This window comes from Thiorhodospira sibirica ATCC 700588 (assembly GCF_000227725.2).
GTDB classification, from domain to species: domain Bacteria; phylum Pseudomonadota; class Gammaproteobacteria; order Ectothiorhodospirales; family Ectothiorhodospiraceae; genus Thiorhodospira; species Thiorhodospira sibirica.
On record NZ_MU255056.1, the window covers coordinates 141,181 to 160,294 of the forward strand.

The window sequence follows — 19,114 nt, forward strand, 5'->3', positions numbered from 1 at the left end:
GCGCTAGGTGCAGGCTTTTACAGCCCACTTTACGACGTCACAGGCGCTGCTGGCAACTGCTTTTAATACTGGAAAACATCGCCCTGACGCAGAGCTATCAAGGGGCGGTTTGGCAGGGCCTCCTGTAACTCGGCAAAGATCGTGGCCTCCTCGCCGGCTTTGAGGTGGCTTATGCCGATGCTGGCGGGGTGTTTGAGTCGGGCGATATCCTGTGCCAGTAGCTGCGGGCAATAATGACAGGCCAGTTTGGCCAAGGCCTGATCCTTTTGCCCCAAGGCGCACTCCACAAACAAAAGATCAAGGCGCGGGTAGATGTTCAAGGTATCCCAGAAATGCGGGGTACTGGTAGTGTCACCGCTAAAGGCAAAGGTGGCCTTGGGGGTGGTGATCGTATACGCCACTGCCGGCACGGTATGCTTGACAGTTATCGCCTGCACCTGCCGCCCATTTAACATCACGGGGCTATGCGGACTGATCGGCTGAAAGAGAATCACCGGGCGATCCCGTTGGGGGAGCTCGAAAAAATCCGGCCAGATCGCCCAGTTGAAAATGTGCTGCTTGATAATCGCCAGCACCTCCGGCAAGGCATAGACAGTCAGCGGGTGGTGCTGCAAGTGGGTAAAGAGCGTATCCACCAGCAACGGCAGGCAGGCGATATGATCCAGGTGCGTATGGGTCAAGAAGATATGGCGGATCAACGCCATTCTGTCCAAAGAAAGCTCCGCAACCCCGGTGCCGCAATCGAGCAGGATATCCTCGTCGATGAGAAACGCTGTGGTACGGTGTGCGGCGCTGATACCTCCACTGCATCCAAGAACCTCAATGCGCATCAAATACCCCCTTGAATCCTTAAAAATAGGCCGTCGTTTTTTACTCCAGTGCCGGTGTCATATGCGCAAGCCGCAGTCCTCGTCGGCATAACTGAAGACCTCAATCCCCAGGCGTTGCGCCACCGGCAGGGCGCTGGGATGTACCATCGACGAGATGACCAGCTTGCGTTGTACCGGGCGCTGATGTCGCTGCGTGTAATATTGCACCTTACGATCAAACAGATACATATCACCTTTGGACATGGAGGATTTGAGCTCGCACAAAATGACCAGACCATTTTTGATAAGGATATCCAGCTCAACCTGATCAGGCCGTCCGAATACCACCCCCTCATCGTCGAATTCATTGATGTTGAGTACCTCAACTCCAAAGCTTTGCTCCAAAATCCCTTTCAGCGCCTCACGAAAACTGTGCTCCGAGGCCAAGCCCCAGCGTGCGCCTATCGCACTGATGCCCTGTTCCTGTCGTGAACGCGATTGGCGTATCTCTTCAAGGAGTTTTTGATTAGCTTGATTTTGTTCATCCCATTTGCGGTTTTGTTCTTCCCACTTGCGGTTCTGCTCATCCCATTTACGGTCTTGTTCGTCCCAGCGGGCGCGTGACTGGCGTATCTCTTCCAGGAGCCGTTGATTGGTCTGGTTTTGTCCGTCCCATTTACGGTCTTGTTCCTCCCACTTGCGCTTTTGTTCGGCACGATCTTCGGCCAGCTCTCGCAAAAGCTGTTCAAAACGTAGATCAAATTGCGCGGATGTCAGCGCAGTTTCGCGAATAAGCTGTTCCAGCCAGGCACGAAATGACTGATCCTGACGTAAAATTTCGGGCAACTCACGTTGTAAATATGTTTTCAGTTCTTCGCCAATCATCGAATGATCCACCCAATGTGTATATCACGGCTGATTTAAGCAAGACAGTGTGTCAGCAGTGCAGTTTCACCGCGTTCCTGACAACATTGCCAGACCTGCGGCCAGGGCGCCAGACATTGTACATAATGCCCCAAGCGGCGTTGCAGCAAGGGTAAGCGCGTGTGAAAGAGCTGGCCATCGCCCAGACCGGCGGTCTGATTCAGCGTAATCAGCCGCTGCATATCATCACGCCAGGTATCCAGTGCCTGCGGCTCTTGCGCAAAAATCGCTTTCAGTTCACCGAGGCGCGCCAGACGGGCCTGCAGCGAGGTCTTTTCGTACACCGCGCACAGACGATCAGGGGCCTGGACAAAATCGGCCAGCGCGGCCTGGAGATACTGCAGGCGCTGCAGCGGATGGCTTGCCATGCAGCGGGGCCGGATTTGGCGCAGCAGGTCAGCCAGAAAACGATTGATCGGCAAGGTAAAAGGCTGCTCCCAGATGTCGCCCGACCACGGACGTGCTTGGGCCGGGTGATGTGCCAGCATCCAGGGAAAATGCAGATACAGCGCTGCTGGGTCGATGAACGCGAGCGCCGCACCAAGAAACTCATCTTCATTGCGGCCCTGCGGCAAGGTCGGCAGCAGCAGGCTGCGATTATCCACTCCCATCAGGGTAGTCACCATCACCGGGCGTTCATGGCCCAGATAGCCATGATCAAAACTGCGATAGCCGCTGCGATAGCGCGTGGCGTGGCGATAGGTGGTCTCATCCTGGGTCAAGGCACGCAGCGCCTCACCGCGTTGCAGATACAGGGCAAACAGGTCGCTGGAGCCTTGATCGCCCCAGGCACCATTTTGGGTAATCCGCACGCGATGTCCGGGGCCAATGGCATGTAATGCCGCCGCCCCCATAGCGCCGACAAAGGCGGTGGGCTGATCCTGCGCCAGCGTGGCAAGATGCTGGATCGGCTGCCCCAACTGAGCACTATGTGCCAGCAAGGGATTAAATTCAGCCCGACCTAAGGCGGTGTTTTTTGCACTGGCTTCGCTGGCAAGGGGAAAAAACGACTCACGCGCTTGTGAAAGCAGCAATGTCGGGGTCACCCCTTCACGCATCCACACCTGCGGGAGGGCGTCATCATCCATGATCAGAAAACGCTGCCCGGCAGAAAGAGTTAGCGCCAGATTCAGGGTAATGCCATAGGCCAGCTCCGCGTCCTCGGGATCCCCCTGATAGAGCCAGCGCAAATCATCCGGATGGGCATCCGTCTGTGCGGCCAGATAGGTGATTAAACGCTGGCGTGCCGTCAGGCCGAAATAGCGCAGATCCGCCCCGCTTGCCGTGGCGATGGCGGCAACCAGCTCAGCCGTGGCCTGTTGCAGGGCCGGCTCCTGACACGCCTCCAGAACCACGCAGCGCATCGTGGTTGGCGCGTGTGCCAAGAGTCCTGCCAGCGCATTCAATAAGGGGCGCAGCGTTTCCAGGCGGCCATTGCTGCGGACATACAGCGTTTGCACGGCAGCCGCTTCGGGGTTTTCCACCGGCTGAAGCAAGCGCTGCAGTTGCTGTTCGGGGCTGGTGAAAAAACCATGCTGCATCAGCTCCAGCAGCGCACCTTGCAGGGCTTCCAGATGCTCTGCAAAGACGGGAAGCTGTCGGGCAATGACGGCGAGGTGTTCAGGCAGGGTGCGAAAACGATCACAGGCCAACAGCGCCATCGCCAAGTCGTTAGTGGTTGAGACGGACATGCGCGTGGCACGGTGATACAGCAGACATTCCGTGGCCGATTCCGGAATCAGGTCAACATCGGCGGCCATAAAAACCGGTTGCTGGGCGTGGGCAGTGGGGGCGTTGCCGAATTGATAATGGATCTGATAATTGCTCATACGGTTCTCTAAATGAATGCGGCCGCATAAGGCGGCCGCTTTGCATACGCACGATCAACGGCGCGCTTTATTCCGGAATGCGCAAGGCAATGAACACCGGATTACCGCCGCGTTGCAGCAATATCGGGACCGGGCGGCCTTTGGGCAGGCTGGCGATGAGTTCTTCCAGCGCAGCGAGTGAGTCAACGCTGCGGTTGTTGACCATCAACAGCAGATCACCGCTGCGGATGCCTGCACTGCGTGCCGGTTCGCCTTCAACCTGGCGCACAATCAATCCGCCCTGAGCAAGACCTAGCTCCTGACGCATGTCATCGGGAATGGTTTCCAGCTGCATCCCCAGGGTGCTCTTGGGCGTCTGGGCGGGTTTGGGGGTACTGCTTTGCGATGCGATCTCCTCATCGGCGGGCAGCTCACCAATCGCCACCTCCAGGGTGAGTTCCTGACCATCACGCAAAATGCGCACACTGGCCGCTTCGCCAATCGGGGTCCGGCCAACGATCGGCGGTAGCGCATTGGAGCGCGGCACATCCTGATCATTAAAGGCCAGAATCACATCCCCCACACGAATGCCGGCCTTTTGTGCAGGACTGTCTGGAAACACCTGCGCCACCAAGGCACCCGCAGGACGTGTCATTCCAAAAGAATCGGCCAGATCGCGTGTGACCTCCTGAATCAAGACCCCCAGCCAGCCGCGACTGACATAGCCCTTGTCTTTGAGCTGGGCCACCACATCCATCGCCATTTCTACCGGAATGGCAAAGGACAACCCCATAAAGCCCCCGGTGCGGCTGTAGATCTGGGAATTGATGCCGACCACCTCACCTTGCATATTAAACAAAGGCCCACCGGAATTACCGGGGTTGATGGCCACATCGGTCTGAATGAAGGGCACATAATTCTCACGCGGCAGGCTGCGACCCTTGGCGCTGACAATCCCGGCGGTGACAGAATGATCAAAACCAAAGGGCGAACCGATGGCCAGCACCCATTCCCCCACCTTAAGGTCACTGGAGTCGCCGAATTTCAGGGTCGGCAGTCCGTCTGCTTCCACCTTCAACAGGGCAATATCACTGCGCGGGTCTGAGCCCATCAGCTCGGCGGTGAAGGTACGCCGATCACTGAGGCGCACCAGGATTTCATCGGCATCCTGCACCACATGATGATTGGTGACCACATAGCCATCGGCGGAAATGATGAAGCCCGACCCCAGTGACGTGGTATCAAAGGCATGAGGCGCCGCCCCGCCTTCACCAAAGAAACGGCGCAAGAGATCACCAAACATATCCTCCGGCAGCTGATCGGGAAGCTGAATCTGCGGGTGCTGCGCGGAACTGATTTTGCGCGTGGTGCTGATATTCACCACTGCCGCGCTGTTTTTCTCCACCAAGGGAACAAAGTCAGGCAGACTGCCCCGTGCATTTACACTACCGGCAAAAGCCAGCAGAATCAGGCACAGCATCAAGGGGCTGTGAAACGCCAAACGCATGTGTAATGACATTAAAAAACTCCTGTCAAAATGAATAAACCCTGGCCCCATCGCCAGGACCAGGCCAAAGCGATGCGGCCAACACCACCACAGGTCGCGCACGGTGCAGCTGTTTTTCACAAAAACACCGTGCCCTCAGACCGCCGGCTAACGCAAGGACGGCGTCAGACCTTGACTCATGACCCGCGCCAGGGAGACGCCAAGATTTTCCGACATGCGAGTGAAAAAGTCTTTCTTTGCGGTGAAATCCACAATATTGGCCTCACCAATCACCTCGCGGGCCACATAGCCGGGGCTGCCCAGACCATCAATCAGCCCCAACTGCAGGGCTTCTTCGCCGGTCCAGATCAGGCCGCTAAACACCTCCGGATCATTGGCAAGACGTTCACCCCGCCCGGTTTTGACCACCTCGACAAAGTGCTGATACACCCGATCCAGCAGCGCTTGCACATGAGCCACCTCCTGGGTATTCAGCGGCAGGAAGGGATCGAGCATCCCCTTGTTTTCCCCGGCCACCAGCAAGCGCCGCTCAATTCCCAGCTTATCAATGGCATCCACCAGACCAAAGCTGTCCATGCGCACCCCGATGGAGCCGACGATGCTGGATCGGGCGGCATAAATGCCATCTGCTGAGGCGGCAATATAATAGCCCCCGGAGGCACCGATATCGGTGATCACCGCATACAGCGGGATATCGGGGTATTGCGCCCGCAAGCGGACGATCTCATCGTTAATATACCCGGCCTGCACCGGACTGCCGCCGGGGCTGTTGATGCGCAGCAAGACCCCAACGGTATTGGCATCCTCAAAGGCCGAGCGCAAGCCCGAGACAATGAGATCGGCATTCGCCGCACCATCCTGGGTGATGATGCCCTGCACATCCACCATGGCCGTGTGCTTTTTCACTTTGGCGCTGCTGCCAAAGTCATCACCGATCAGCAGGTATAACAAGGCAAACAGATACAAAAAGCCCAGGGTTTTGAAAAAGATACCCCAGCGCCGGGCGCGCCGCTGTTCCTGGATACCGGCCAGGGCGATTCTTTCCAGCATCTCCCGCTCCCATTGTGGACTATCTTTTTCTTTGAAATTCTCAAACATATGCTTTGCCACACTCTCGCTCTTTGATAAAGATAATTTTTGCCATCGCAAAGGCTGCCTGCGGGGCCATATAGCAAGGCAGTTTTGTTTCAGTCTTGAGGCAACCAGGGCTTAGAGGCCCTAAACATCCGAATGTTCGCCCAAGCGCTGCGCCATGCGTTCAAAATGGGGAATCAGGCACACCACGCCGCTGGCTTTGACCCGCATCGCGATCAGGTCATCGCTTTGTGCGGGGGCATCCCAGGGCCGGATATCCTGACGATGGATCTTGATAGAGTGCGGAATGCCGCGCACCTCAATGGCATAAAAGGCAGGGCCTTGCTGGGCCTTTTGGGGATCAAAATACAGATTATGCACCACCAGAAAGCGCGTGATACGGGAAGCCTGCGCGGCGTCTGCCACCTCCATCAAAGACAGCACCGGCAACCGCTGCTCGCGCCAGCTAAAGTGCCCCTTCAGCCAAGGCAAGGCTTTTACCGGTGGGCTAAAGACCAAAGATTGATCGCCGCGACTGATGACTTCAACCACCACAGATTGCGGCAACAGCAAATTGCCCTCAAACAAGGGAACAATCAAGCAGTCAAGTGACGGTGTCTGGGAGATTGACATGTCGGCCATCTTAGCAAAACTGCACGCCTAAATATATTTCCCGGTAACCAGAGTGCGCAGACAAACGCCGCGCCATGCCCGTAGCGCAGCGCTGCAAACCGCTCAATATTTGGCGGCCATGGCGTCAATTAGGTTAAAATCAAAGCGGGCGCTATGCTTTTGATCTGTGCGCATGGCATTCATGCTTGTTATTCTCACCTTCATTTTAAGGAGCAACCCGACTCATGCCACAATTTGCTGCCATCAGCCGCGAACGCCACGCCAACAAGGCCTGGCGCCGTTATACCGATTACCACTTTGCGGCGCGTGAAACTTTATTACCGCTGGTTATTGCGGAATTAAGCCGGGCAGCGGTGAACATGCCTACCGCGCTGATCTCGCAGGAAGATGGCTTTAAACTGGTTGCGGTCACCGCCCTGGCACCGGGCAAAAATCTCTTTGTCGCCCCTTCCGGGCAGTGGCTGGGCAATTATGTGCCGGCGGTGCTGCGCGGCTATCCTTTCCGCCTGATCCGTCCGCAAAATGCCCAAGACCCGGTGTTGTGCATTGATGAGGACAGCGGTCTGTTGACCGAGGATGACGACGGCGAGTCATTTTTCGATGCGCAGGGCAATCCCACCGAATTGGTCAAGCAGATCATGGATTTTCTCGCCCAGGTTGAGCACAGCCGGGTAGCAACGGATCTGGCAGTGGCCGCCATTGCCGAGGCCGGTCTGATTGAGCCCTGGCCGATGAAGCTGAAAAAAGACGGCCAAGAGGTTGAGGTCACGGGTTTGCATCGCATCTCCGAGGCCAAATTCAATGCCCTCGATGATGAGGCTTTTGTTAAACTGCGTCATGCCGGGGCTTTGCCCATCGCCATTTTGCAGATGGTGTCGATGCAGCAGATCATGGTCTTTGATCGCCTGCTGCAGTTGCAGGAACGCCTGAACCAGAATAAGGGCAGTCAATCGGTAGACCTGGATAATGTCTTTGGCAATGACCAAAGCGGGACGCTGCGTTTCGATTTTCAGTAGCATTGTGCGATTCTCCGGTGATGCGGAGCTTACACCTAGGTTTCGATTCGCTAACATTTACAGACAAAAACTCCTAAAAAGTTCAGTTAAAAATAGGGTTTACATACGCTTTAGCATACCCTACTATGGCCTTAGCCCGAGAACCAAGGGCTGTTTTCGTTCTTTAATGAGTTTAGGTTTGCGGTTATCTGGGCAAGTCTTAGATGTAAAACCTAAAGCGTACTCAAGAACTTAGCGCCAGATGTTTATTCATCTGGCTTTGGCGGATCGGCCCATCCTCACTTGAGGGTGCGCGTTAACGTTTGTTAGCGAAACTCGATCAGTTGATCTGCATCGTGATCCAGACCGCAAGCGCCGCCCCAAGGGGCGGCCTGTTATTCCTCCCGGTGCTGCGGGTGGATGTATTGCGAGGCATTGTGTGATGTCTGCTCCCCGCAAAACCCTGATTGAACAATGCAACGACGGCTTTGAGCAGATGTTTGAGCATTATCCGGATGCGGTGGTCTTGATTGATCCGCACACGGCCCTGCCGATACAGTTTAATCAAGTGGCCTGCGAACAACTGGGCTATAGCCGCGAGGAATTTTCCCGCCTGCGCATCCCGGATTACGAGGCCAAAGAGACTCCACAACAGATACAGGCGCACATCCAGACCATTCTCAATACCGGACGTGATGATTTTGAGACCTGGCATCGACGTAAAGACGGCGCGCTAATCCCCGTCAAAGTGACCGTGCTGTTGATGCAAAAGACTGATCCAGCGTCTTTTTTCTGCGTTTTCCGTGACCTTTCCGCGCACCATCAAGCCAGCCTTGCCTTACAGGAAAGCGAGCAGCGTTTCCGTGATGTGGCCGATGCCGCCGGTGAATACATCTGGGAAACGGACAGTCAGGGGGTCTATCGCTTTCTCACGCACCCGGTAGAAACCTTACTGGGTCGTCCGATCCGGGATATTTTGGGACATACCCCCTTTGAATTCATGCCCGCAGAAGAGCAGGTGCGGGTGGCAACGATGTTTGCACAATGGGCAACCACCGGACAGGCGTTTCGTGGCCTTGAACATCAATCCACACGCCCGGATGGCTCATTGGTCTGGCAACGGGTCAGCGGTTTGCCCATGCATAACGCCAGCGGAGCCTTGATCGGTTTTCGCGGGACGGGGCTGGATATTACCGAACAAAAAGCCGCCCAGCTGGCCCTCAAGGAAAGCGTGGACTGCCTCAAGCTGGCCACCGATGCCGCCGAACTGGGGATCTGGGATCTACACATCAAAAGCGGCGAACTGAGCTGGGATGAGGGCATGTTCAGGCTCTATGGCACCAGCACCACCCAATTTTCGGCAAACGTTGGAGACTGGGTGCAGGCGCTGACCCCGGATATTCGTGCGGCGACGGTTGAGATTTTCCAGACAGCGATTGCGCAACGCCGCCCCTTTCAATGCGAATTCACCATTGCGCGGGCCGATGGGGAAATTCGGCATATCCGCGCCATGGCCAAATGCTTTTATGATGACGCCGGTCAGGCGGTGCGCATTGTCGGCACCAATGAAGACATCACCGAGCGGGTGCTGGCGCGTCAGGCCCTGCTGGAACAAGAACAGAAGCTGTTACACGCCAAGGAAGAGGCCGATCAGGCCAATCGCGCCAAAAGTGATTTTCTTGCCAATATGAGCCATGAGATCCGCACGCCGATGAATGCCGTCATCGGTCTGAGCGAGTTGTTGCTAAACACGGAACTCAGTCCCCACCAACGCGACTATCTGCAAAAAATTCATCGCTCCTCGCGGATGCTGCTGGGCATCATCAACGATATTCTGGATTATTCCAAAATCGAGGCCGATAAACTTGAGCTGGATCTGCATCCCTTTTCACTGGATGAGCTGTTGGATCAGATGACCACTCTGTTTAGCAACGCTGCCGACGAAAAAGGTCTGGAGCTGATTTTTCATGCGCATCCCGAAGTACCGCAGAGGCTAGTCGGAGATTCGCTGCGGCTGGGACAGGTATTGATCAATCTGCTAGGCAATGCCCTGAAATTCACCGCACAAGGAAGCGTGGAATTGGATATTCGCCCGCTACAATGCCACGGCGAGGCCGCCTTATTGGGCTTTCAGGTCAAAGATAGCGGCATTGGCATGACCGAGGCACAACTGGCCAAACTGTTTCAGCCCTTTTCGCAGGCCGACACTTCAACCACCCGCAAATACGGCGGCACCGGTCTTGGGCTGGTGATCAGCCGTAAACTGGTGGAAAAGATGGGCGGCACCCTGGAAATTGCATCGCAACCCCAGATCGGCACAACGGTACGCTTTAACCTGCATTTGCCGCTGGCCCAAGCGGCTGCATCCAGCACCACCGGCGCAGCTCCAATCACGCAAGTAGGCACACGGGCGCTGGTGGTCGATGATCATGCCATCGCCCGGGCGGTGTTGCGCGAGCTTTTGGAGCATCACCAGCTTGAGGTCGAAGAGGTCGCCAGCGGTGAGGCCGCGATTCAGGCGCTGATCGTAGCCGATAAACAGCAGCGCCCCTTTGATTTTGTGTTTCTCGACTGGAAAATGCCCGATGGACTGGATGGCATGGAAGCCAGCCGCATCATTGATCGCATGAAACACCAGGGGATTTTGCAGCATCCGGTGATAGTGGTCATCGTCAGCGCCTATGGCATCAAGAAAAAAGAGGCTGATGACGGTTATGCGGCCTTTTTGAGCAAGCCGGTCACCGCCTCCTCGTTACTGGGCGTCATGACACATCTGCAATACGGCGTTACCGCCGCACAGACCGAAGGCCAACCGCAAATCCCCCAGTTTGCCCACAGCAGCGTATTATTGGTAGAAGATAATGCCATCAATCAGGAAGTGGCCTTGCGTACCCTGGAAAAAACCGGGGCTACCATCTGGGTCGCCAACCACGGCGCGCAAGCCCTGGAAATGGTATTGCATAAGCAACCGGATCTGATTTTAATGGATTTACAGATGCCGATCATGGATGGCTTTGAGGCCACCGAGCAGATCAAAAGCCACTACCCCGAGATTCCCATCATTGCGCTGTCTGCAGCGGTCATGCCGGCGGATAAGGTGCGTAGCCAGCAGGCCGGGATGGCCGGACATCTCGCCAAACCCCTGGATCGTGAGGAGCTATATCGCACCCTCGCCCACTGGCTCCCGCAAACGGGGTTTGCACCCATTGCCAGCCCGGTGCCACCGCCTGCACCTCCACCGCTACAGGCCAAAGACCGGCCAGCCGCAGCGGCGCAAACAGCCGACCTGCAAACCCCGGATGCAGATGCGCCGCTACCAAAACTGCAAGGCTTTGATCTGGCCAAGGGCTTGCATATTGCCGATGGGGATCGTGCGTTTTATTATCAAATGCTGCTAAAGTTTAAGGCGCGTATTGCCAGCGAATATCAGCCACTGGTGACATTACTGGCCCAAGGGGCGCAGACACAGGCCAGTGCGCTGGCGCATGCGCTTAAAGGGACGGCGGCCAATCTCGGGGCGGTGCGCCTGCAGCAGGTGGCCCATGAGATTGACCAGCGGCTCAAGCAGCGCCAGGCTGTGTCCTCGGCACTGGCTGAAGAACTGGCTCAGGCGCTGGATGAGGCACAGCGCGAGCTTGCCCAGGTGCCGGTTACGCAAAGTACGCCCGTTGCCAGCGATCCACGCAGCGCACACGCGGCCTTTATACGCCTGCAACAGGCATTGCAAGACAATGAATTTATTGAAGAAGGTATCATTAACACCGCCTTGGCCGGTTTGGCTGCAACGGTGGATGCCGCCACCTGTGAACAGCTGCGCCAGCTGATTGAGACCTTTGCCACCGACGAGGCACTGCAACTCATGCAAGAACTTCAATCCATCATCGGGGAACAGCGTGTTGAGTAATTCCTCCGCCCATGCCGAGCGTCCCACCGTGCTGGTCGTTGACGACCAGCCGACCAATGTGCAAGCGCTGGCGAAATTGCTGAAAGATGAATACCGTGTGCAAGTGGCCACCAGCGGCAGCAAAGCCTTAGACATTGCCAACCAGGAACAGCCGCCCGACCTGATCTTGCTGGATATCGAGATGCCCGAAATGGACGGCTATGAGGTCTGCCGTGCGCTAAAATCCGACAGCCGCACCAACCGCATCCCGGTGATTTTTGTCACCGCCCGCGATGCCGTCGAAGATGAAGAGCTGGGCTTTCGTCTGGGCGCGGTGGATTATGTCTCCAAGCCCTTTCATCCGGCCATTGTGCGCGCCAGGGTGCGCAATCACATGCGCCTGAAGATCAAAACCGACCTGCTGGAAAAGCTCGCCATGCTGGATGGCTTGACCGGTATCCCCAACCGGCGCTATCTCAATGAACGCATGAACCATGAATGGCAGCGCGCCATCCGCGAAAGCCGCCCGCTATCGCTGGTGATGATGGATATCGACTATTTCAAACCGTACAACGACCAATACGGCCACGGCGCTGGGGATGACTGCCTGGGCAAGGTCGCCAAAGCCCTGCAAGGGGCGATTACGCGCCCGGCGGATCTGGTCGCGCGCTATGGCGGTGAGGAATTCTCCGCGCTGCTCCCGGAAACCGATACCACGGGTGCGTTGCATGTGGCCACGCGCTTTCAGGAGGCCATCGCAGCGCTGCAATTACCGCATGCCTATTCCAGCGTGTCCTCATTCATCACGCTCAGCATTGGGGTTGTCACCTTGATTCCAACTGTTGATACCGGCGCGGCGCAAAAGCTGTTTGATCTAGCCGACGAGGCCTTGTACGAATCCAAAAACCACGGCAGAAACCGCATCACGGTAAAAAATATCTGCGCACAGGATGAGGATGTCGCTCAATCCTGAAGATCCGCTCACCGCTCAGCGCGAGGCCCAGCCTCTATCCCGGAGACTTTTTTATGAATACGCATCCCCACACCGCCCCTGCACCGGTATCCTTTTACCGCCCCCAGCGTGGGCACAAGGCCCCGACCATGCGCTCGCCTGAATATGTGCAGATGTCCACCGCTGCCGCCATCACCCTGGGACTGATGCAAGGGCAGATGTATCGCACCGACTGCACCCACTGTCTCAACTTGTTGCTGACCTACCCCGAGGGCTGTCGCGCCAATTGCAGCTATTGTGGTCTGGCACGCCACCGCGAAGAATCCAAAGACTATGCCGAGCGTAATTTCATCCGGGTCGAATGGCCGGCAGCGCGCTTTGATGAGGTGCTGGAACGGATGCAAAACGGCACAGATCGCGGACGTTTTGAGCGCATGTGCATCTCCATGATTACCCACCCCGATTCTGATCAGGATGCCCTCACCCTGCTACAACGCTGGGTGCGTGCCGTCCCGGATATTCCGGTATCCATTCTTTCTAACCCCACTTCCATGCAGCGTGATGACCTGTTGCGCCTGCGCGATCATGGCGCCGAGATATTTACTGTCGCCCTGGATGCCGCCTCCCCCGGCGTCTTTGCCCAAACCCGTGGCGCTCCCGTCGGCGGGCCGCATCGCTGGGAACATTACTGGCGCGTGCTGGAATGGGCCGCAGAGATCTTTGGCCCGGAGCACTTTGGCACACATCTGATCTGCGGCATGGGCGAAACCGAGCAGGAAATGCTGGAAGTCTGTCAGCGGGTGTGTGATCTAGGGGGGCATAACCACCTGTTTGCCTTTTTCCCCGAGCAAGGCTCTCTGATGGAACAATGGCAGCCCGTGGCGCGAGATCAATGGCGACGGGTGCAATTAGGCCGCTTCATCATTGACTACGCCGACGGGCGTTTTGAAAATATGCAGTTCAACGACCAAGGCCAGGTCATTGATTTTGGCATATTGCCCGCACAACAAGACGCCCTGATCGCCTCCGGTACACCGTTTCGCACCTCCGGCTGTCCCGGTAAAGAAAACGAAGCCATCTCGGTCTGCAATCGACCCTATGGCGACTCCACACCAACCGATATCCGCTCATTCCCCTTCGCCCTGAACGCACACGACCTTGACTGCGTGCGCCGCCAGCTTGCCGGGGAAGCCGTGGGTACTTTTAACGAGGAATAAAGCCGTGCCCATCGCAGCCACCCCAACCGACATCACTTTCGTGCGCATCTACGTCACCGAGGCCCACGGCAAACAGGCGGAAATCTTTCGCCGCCTGCACGATGAGTGCAAAGTACGCGGCGTAGGCCTGTTTCGCGGCATCGCCGGTCTGGGTATCGAAGGCATCCTGCCCAGCACCGCCCTGCTCGACCTGGCCCTAAACCTACCCGTCGTCATTGAGTTTTTTGATACCGACGAGAAGATTACCCAAGCCCTGGAAGCCGTCAGCGATCTGATCGAACCCGGCCACGTCGTCAGCTTCAAAGCCCAACTGCGCTAAATATCAGCCGCCTCTGTGTGGGAGTGCCGGGTTTCACTCGGCACAAAACCACAGGCTTGAAAGCGCATGCGCTTATGAAGTTAAGGTATTTATGATGTGGTTGATTTTGTTTTTTCCGATTTTATTGATTCGCTGAATTTCTTCGAGGGATTCAAAGGGATGCTTTTTTAAAATTTCTTCGATAACCATTTTATGCACTTTTGCTCTGCTGAGTTTAAAGGCAATTTCCTTTTTACTTAAGTTGTTAATGGTGATCAGTTCAGGAGGAATGATTGTGGGGATGGATTCCTCAGCATGTATTGATTTTTCGACGGTTTTGGCATTGGCCGCAGCGGCCTTAGGGGGGATTGGCTGTTCGGTGCTGATGTCATTGGCTTTGGAAAGCTCTGGAGGCATTGGCTTTTCAACGGTCATACCATGTACAAAAGCGCTGATGCTGCTATAAACATCCTGCCGGATTTGTTCTTTCTGCTCGGCCTTTTGCGGCGCCTGGGGCTTGCTGACAGAATCCTGTGTTTTTTTCGCAGGCGGCGTGTGATCGGCGCTGTCCTGGACAGGCGGGTCGGCAACAGGCGCTTTTTGTGTATCTGTGGATACGTCGGATAAAAGCGCTTTCAGATGCTTAATCGCGACCGGGCCAATGCCCTGAACGTCTCGCACGTCCTGCTCGCTCACAAAAGGCTGAGTATCTCTGACTGCAATTAAATTATTGATCTGCTTGGCCTTAAGTTTCTTGGCGGCTTTGCGGGTCAATTCCTCAAAAGTAATCTGGTTTAATGCTTCAATCCATGCATCCGAGAAAGTAGGCTCTGGAGATGGATCAACCTTTTTACCTTTATTTTTTTCTCTTTCTATGTTAGCTAACCTATTCTCAATCAATTCTAAGCGATGATCCATTTTGTCGCTAAGCTTGGCGGCTAAGTTATCTTCCATTTCCTCGAAGCGATTATCTATTTTAGCTTCAATAGAGTTTGTATTATTTTGTAAAATTTTTTGAATTTGATCGATTTTTTCCACCAAGGGTTGCAGTAATGTTGAAAACATGTTTTGCAGCTCTCTCATGCTAACATTTACAGAACTTTCTTTAAAAGCCTTTGGCGAAGCGCCGTTTTCAGTTTCTGGCTTGATATGCGGAGCATGATGACGAAACAACTTTATCTGCTGCTCAATAACATGAGCATTGTCTTCTTCAATTATATAAGCATCAATGCTTTCTCCTTTGATGGGGTCAATTTCCTTGGCTCTTTTTGCGGAAAAATATTCAAATTCACCGTTGACTAGGTCATATCTTTCAATGCCTTTTCTTTTTACAACCAAAGGATTAATAACGCCACCACCTTCCAGAATAGACCTGGCTGCTTGCTCAATTTCATCTTTGGAAAAAGTGTTTTCTATGTTCGTATCAATGCTTTTAAATAGAATAATCTTTGGAGCAACTTTCAACATAGCTTATACCTTTATATTTTTTGTGAAATCAAGTTAGCCAGCATGGAAAATTCTTCGGATGATTTGGAATGCGGCTTATAGTCAAAAATAGATCGTGGATCACTCATGTCTAAATCACCTACCTCAATGGTTTGCTCCATGCACTTCACCAGGTCTTCTCGATCATAAATGACAGCATCCATAACGGGGAATTTATATCTCTTTTTAATGTTTTCAATGCGATTTGCAAATGTTGAAGACAAAAAACGCGGATTGGTTGAAATTTTATTAGGTAATACACCTAGTATATTTATTGGCGCAGCACCCGTCATATTTTTAAATCCATCAACTTCTTTGATGAAATTTCTTACATTTTCAAGTCCTTCATTGGCAAATGGCTTGAGGTCTGATGGAATCACCAAGTGATTAGCAGTAATCAATGCAATGCGTGCATAAAGATCCAAGGAAGGAGGGGTGTCAATCAGGACAATATCATATTTATCTTGATCTTTCAGTATTTTTTCTTTTAATACCATTCGTGTAAAATCCAGGCGATTTAATTCTTCTTGATGCTCCATCAAACGAATATGCGAAGAAACAACATAAATCCTGTTGCTGCTATCAAAGCTCGCCTTTTCCATCACCTCTCTAATTGGATAAGTATCACTATAGCGCAAGACATGATAAACATACTTGTCACGCAAGGTGTCTTTGGCTTCATCACCAAATTTAATCATTCCGGTGCTAAAAGTGGTATTCGCCTGGCTATCCAGGTCAATAATCAGTACCCGTTTTCCTTGGCGGGCAAAGGCAGCGGCGAGATTAACCACGGTGGTGGTTTTTCCCACGCCACCCTTGTTATGATAAACAGCTACAATCTTCATATTGTGATCTCCTGTGGGTTTTGGGTTGGATAAACACTGAATCTGCGGTACAGGTTGAGGATTGACGTGTTGCAGTAAAACTTCCCTGCCGATTAATTCTTTCATTTCTTCAATGCGTTGCACTAGCTCAGAAGCATGGCAGCGAAAAACAAGATGCACCTTGTATGTACGCTTCTGATAGATCCGAATCTCGTAACCATTGGTGAGAAGGCCATAGCTGATATCCAGAACCAGCATATAGCGTTTGAGCTGGTGGTAGGCCGCTTCCAGCACAATTTTAGGGTGCTTGGCTTCAATGATTAACCGGGCAACATTTTTTTCATCCGACGGCTGTGGCGCGGCCAAAAAATCCAATCTAAATCGTCGGGTGACTTTCTCCTGTTGCCACATATTGATCTGATAGCCTAAGGCGGGAAGCAGATAGCTTACGATCAGTTTGCTTTCTACTTCGCGTTCATTCTTGCAATAGTCTGGATGAAAGCTGACGGTTTCCATGTGCTTGTCCTGATTAAAAATTCAGTTTGGTTTCCTTGACGTTTTGCGGGCCTTAGTAGGATTCCTTTTCTGCCCAAAGTTCGGGAATAAAGCGCACCACTTGATTGCGGCCGCCTTCTTTAGCCGCATAGAGGGCGACATCGGCAAATTTAAGCACTTGCCAGAAGGCTTGTCCATCGTTGGGGTAGTCAGCCAGACCAATAGAGATGGTTTTATTGAGAATCACACCGCCGCCCACCTTGAATTTATAGGCCTCGACGGCCTGACGTATTTTTTCAGCAACACCCATCGCCTGTTCGCCACTGGTGTCTTGCAAGACGATGAGAAATTCCTCGCCGCCGTAGCGGATTAACAAATCCGATTCACGCACATTGGCTTTAAGGATATCCGACAGCGCGCACAGGATCTGGTCGCCCACATCATGCCCGTAATTGTCGTTGACCGGCTTAAAATAATCCAGATCCAGCATCAGCAGGGTCATGGAGGTTGCCCGCCGCTTGCATTGATTGACCAGGGTTTCGGCGTATTCTTCCAGAAAACGACGGTTGCGCAAGCTGGTCATCGCGTCGGTCAAGGTGGATTCGCGCAGGCTGGCCATCAGGCGCTTGGCCTGCAGTACCGGCGCCGCTTCGCGTAAATAAGCCTCAATGATGGGGCGCATACGGCTGATACAAGGGGCATTGTCCGTGCTCAATACCAGTTGTGCAACACTGCCCACGCTGCCCGATTGAATCACCGGCAGACACAGATAGCGGTAGCCTTGACCGTAGGCCTGAGCATCAAAGGCGCGACAGATCGAGGCATTTTCTACCCCGTCGATGACATGGCCGGTGCGCACCGCACGACAGGCGGAGGATTGTTCGAGGATACGCTCATGACACCATTGGAGAATCGTGCTCGGCGTGCCGTCAATCATTACCGGATGAATGCGATGCAGATCCTGGTCCACCTCGTAGATGGAATACAGCTCAATGTGAAATTCCTGCGCAAACACCTCTCCAATGCGCAAAAAAACCTCTTCGCTGGATTCGTCCTCTTCAATGGCCTGTTTAAATTGCGCCACTTTCACCAGACCGGAGACAGTAGCGGCGGTTTCAGCAAGCAGATCACCACTGGTATCGCTTTGCGGGCGGGAATTGACCAGCTGCGCGACATGATTACGAATCTCGCTCAGGCGGCGGGTGATGCTGTCGGAAAGGTGGTTGAAATGGGTGGCAACCTGACCAATTTCATCATCAGTGCGTCGCTGAACCCGCATACTGAAATCACCGGCACTGGCACGGGTCACGGCTTGCTCAATCTCAGTGGCTGTTAAAACCAGGGGTTGCAGCAAACGGCGCAAGAAAAGCACGGAAAAAATCGCAAACAGCGCCGCCGCGCCGACCAAAAACAAGACCGTCAGCAGTGCGGTGGTGCGCATGTGTGCAAAGGAAGCAATCAGCGTGACCGCCCCCAGCGTGCTCCCTTCAGGAACCTGATGACAGCTCAGGCAATTGACATCGCCGTCGCTGGTGGCCACATAGGGGATGGTAGCGCGAAAATCCGGGCTGAGAATATCGCCGGCCAGCGCATAATACGGCTTGCCCGTTTGCATCACATAGTGATCAATCTCATCGGCGACACTTTCCACCGCAAAACCATTGCCGTATTGCTCTTCCAGGATTTGCGCCCGCACCACCCGTGCTTGATCCAGACCCTGCACCTCGGCAAGGCGCGTCAGCAAGGAATCGCGCTGGTCAATAGTGCCATTGAGCATGGCCTCCGTCAGCGCCACACGCAGGATTTCAGCCGCCGTGCGGGTATGTTCCGTTGCCGCCCGCATGGAAAAATCCCGAAAAGAGGCGATGCTGGCCAAGCCGATGACCACCGTCAGGGTAAACATCACCGCAAACAGGGCCATCATGGTTTTGGTCTGAAGTCTATGCATAGCGTGTCGTGGTAGTGATCTTGATTTGGAGAGGCGCGGGTCGCAGCATTGCACGGCGACACAGAAAACGAAAGTGAGGATAGTTTAGCAGCAACATGGCAAAAGCGTCTTGCCTTCGCTGTGCGGTATTTCGCCGCCTGAGCGCGCCGCCTGGGAGCGAGTAACAAAAAGACTCCCCTCCTTTTCAAGGAGGGGTGGCGCGTAGGGGCGGGGTGGTTATCTGGATCGCCGAGTTGTACTCGGCCAGTCAGAACACGCACTA

At 54.3% G+C, this 19,114-nt stretch carries 14 protein-coding genes; 5 read left to right on the top strand and 9 right to left on the bottom strand.

Annotated features, from left to right (window positions below; genetic code table 11):
• Window positions 1-62: 62 nt before the first annotated feature.
• The 6 genes from THISIDRAFT_RS00825 to THISIDRAFT_RS00850 all read right to left on the bottom strand — a co-directional run bounded on the left by THISIDRAFT_RS00825 (window position 63) and on the right by THISIDRAFT_RS00850 (window position 6,755).
• Window positions 63-830: a 3',5'-cyclic-nucleotide phosphodiesterase gene (locus tag THISIDRAFT_RS00825; protein WP_006787884.1), complete on the bottom strand. Its 768-nt coding sequence runs from the start codon at window positions 828-830 to the stop codon at window positions 63-65.
• Between the two features lie 57 nt (window positions 831-887).
• Entirely contained in the window at window positions 888-1,694 is an 807-nt protein-coding gene (locus tag THISIDRAFT_RS00830; RefSeq protein WP_006787883.1) for a PD-(D/E)XK nuclease family protein, read from the bottom strand.
• A 35-nt stretch (window positions 1,695-1,729) separates the two neighbouring features.
• Window positions 1,730-3,562: a hypothetical protein gene (locus tag THISIDRAFT_RS00835; protein ID WP_006787882.1), complete on the bottom strand. Its 1,833-nt coding sequence runs from the start codon at window positions 3,560-3,562 to the stop codon at window positions 1,730-1,732.
• Window positions 3,563-3,629: 67 nt separating this feature from the next.
• Window positions 3,630-5,060 carry a DegQ family serine endoprotease gene (locus THISIDRAFT_RS00840; protein ID WP_006787881.1) on the bottom strand — a complete coding sequence of 477 codons (1,431 nt, stop codon included), beginning with the start codon at window positions 5,058-5,060 and terminating at the stop codon, window positions 3,630-3,632.
• A 135-nt stretch (window positions 5,061-5,195) separates the two neighbouring features.
• Window positions 5,196-6,146, bottom strand: coding sequence for a S49 family peptidase (locus THISIDRAFT_RS00845; protein ID WP_006787880.1), 951 nt, complete (start codon window positions 6,144-6,146; stop codon window positions 5,196-5,198).
• A 120-nt stretch (window positions 6,147-6,266) separates the two neighbouring features.
• Entirely contained in the window at window positions 6,267-6,755 is a 489-nt protein-coding gene (locus THISIDRAFT_RS00850) for a chemotaxis protein CheW (RefSeq protein ID WP_040852644.1), read from the bottom strand.
• Window positions 6,756-6,979: 224 nt separating this feature from the next.
• On the opposite strand from THISIDRAFT_RS00850, the gene THISIDRAFT_RS00855 reads away from it, so the two are divergent.
• The 5 genes from THISIDRAFT_RS00855 to THISIDRAFT_RS00875 all read left to right on the top strand — a co-directional run bounded on the left by THISIDRAFT_RS00855 (window position 6,980) and on the right by THISIDRAFT_RS00875 (window position 14,121).
• Entirely contained in the window at window positions 6,980-7,771 is a 792-nt protein-coding gene (locus THISIDRAFT_RS00855) for a SapC family protein (RefSeq protein ID WP_006787878.1), read from the top strand.
• Window positions 7,772-8,192: 421 nt separating this feature from the next.
• Window positions 8,193-11,654 carry a response regulator gene (locus THISIDRAFT_RS00860; RefSeq protein ID WP_006787877.1) on the top strand — a complete coding sequence of 1,154 codons (3,462 nt, stop codon included), beginning with the start codon at window positions 8,193-8,195 and terminating at the stop codon, window positions 11,652-11,654.
• The gene (locus THISIDRAFT_RS00865; protein ID WP_006787876.1) at window positions 11,644-12,606 is read left to right on the top strand and encodes a diguanylate cyclase; all 963 of its coding nucleotides are present in this window, start codon (window positions 11,644-11,646) and stop codon (window positions 12,604-12,606) included. The genes THISIDRAFT_RS00860 and THISIDRAFT_RS00865 overlap by 11 nt, the downstream gene beginning before the upstream one ends.
• Before the next feature lie 53 nt (window positions 12,607-12,659).
• On the top strand, window positions 12,660-13,802 hold the full coding sequence (locus THISIDRAFT_RS00870; RefSeq protein WP_006787875.1) for a radical SAM protein: 1,143 nt from the start codon (window positions 12,660-12,662) through the stop codon (window positions 13,800-13,802).
• 4 nt (window positions 13,803-13,806) lie between these two features.
• Complete coding sequence (locus THISIDRAFT_RS00875; protein WP_006787874.1) at window positions 13,807-14,121, top strand: DUF190 domain-containing protein; 315 nt, start codon at window positions 13,807-13,809, stop codon at window positions 14,119-14,121.
• Between the two features lie 72 nt (window positions 14,122-14,193).
• Here the strand turns inward: THISIDRAFT_RS00875 and THISIDRAFT_RS00880 are convergent, their stop codons facing one another.
• From THISIDRAFT_RS00880 to THISIDRAFT_RS00890, 3 genes are read right to left on the bottom strand one after another with little or no spacing between them, the layout of a single operon-like run.
• A complete protein-coding gene (locus THISIDRAFT_RS00880) occupies window positions 14,194-15,567 on the bottom strand; it encodes a ParB N-terminal domain-containing protein (protein WP_006787873.1) in 1,374 nt (457 codons plus the stop codon).
• Window positions 15,568-15,578: 11 nt separating this feature from the next.
• Window positions 15,579-16,925 carry an AAA family ATPase gene (locus tag THISIDRAFT_RS00885; RefSeq protein ID WP_006787872.1) on the bottom strand — a complete coding sequence of 449 codons (1,347 nt, stop codon included), beginning with the start codon at window positions 16,923-16,925 and terminating at the stop codon, window positions 15,579-15,581.
• Window positions 16,926-16,977: 52 nt separating this feature from the next.
• Window positions 16,978-18,852 carry a diguanylate cyclase gene (locus tag THISIDRAFT_RS00890; RefSeq protein WP_006787871.1) on the bottom strand — a complete coding sequence of 625 codons (1,875 nt, stop codon included), beginning with the start codon at window positions 18,850-18,852 and terminating at the stop codon, window positions 16,978-16,980.
• Window positions 18,853-19,114 lie beyond the last annotated feature (262 nt).

Coding starts and splice junctions, on each gene's coding strand:
- THISIDRAFT_RS00840 (WP_006787881.1), bottom strand. CDS start 5,060: ATGTCATTACACATGCGTTTGGCGTTTCACAGCCCCTTGATGCTGTGC.
- THISIDRAFT_RS00890 (WP_006787871.1), bottom strand. CDS start 18,852: ATGCATAGACTTCAGACCAAAACCATGATGGCCCTGTTTGCGGTGATG.
- THISIDRAFT_RS00835 (WP_006787882.1), bottom strand. CDS start 3,562: ATGAGCAATTATCAGATCCATTATCAATTCGGCAACGCCCCCACTGCC.
- THISIDRAFT_RS00830 (WP_006787883.1), bottom strand. CDS start 1,694: ATGATTGGCGAAGAACTGAAAACATATTTACAACGTGAGTTGCCCGAA.
- THISIDRAFT_RS00850 (WP_040852644.1), bottom strand. CDS start 6,755: ATGTCAATCTCCCAGACACCGTCACTTGACTGCTTGATTGTTCCCTTG.
- THISIDRAFT_RS00845 (WP_006787880.1), bottom strand. CDS start 6,146: ATGTTTGAGAATTTCAAAGAAAAAGATAGTCCACAATGGGAGCGGGAG.
- THISIDRAFT_RS00870 (WP_006787875.1), top strand. CDS start 12,660: ATGAATACGCATCCCCACACCGCCCCTGCACCGGTATCCTTTTACCGC.
- THISIDRAFT_RS00855 (WP_006787878.1), top strand. CDS start 6,980: ATGCCACAATTTGCTGCCATCAGCCGCGAACGCCACGCCAACAAGGCC.
- THISIDRAFT_RS00885 (WP_006787872.1), bottom strand. CDS start 16,925: ATGGAAACCGTCAGCTTTCATCCAGACTATTGCAAGAATGAACGCGAA.
- THISIDRAFT_RS00880 (WP_006787873.1), bottom strand. CDS start 15,567: ATGTTGAAAGTTGCTCCAAAGATTATTCTATTTAAAAGCATTGATACG.
- THISIDRAFT_RS00860 (WP_006787877.1), top strand. CDS start 8,193: ATGTCTGCTCCCCGCAAAACCCTGATTGAACAATGCAACGACGGCTTT.
- THISIDRAFT_RS00825 (WP_006787884.1), bottom strand. CDS start 830: ATGCGCATTGAGGTTCTTGGATGCAGTGGAGGTATCAGCGCCGCACAC.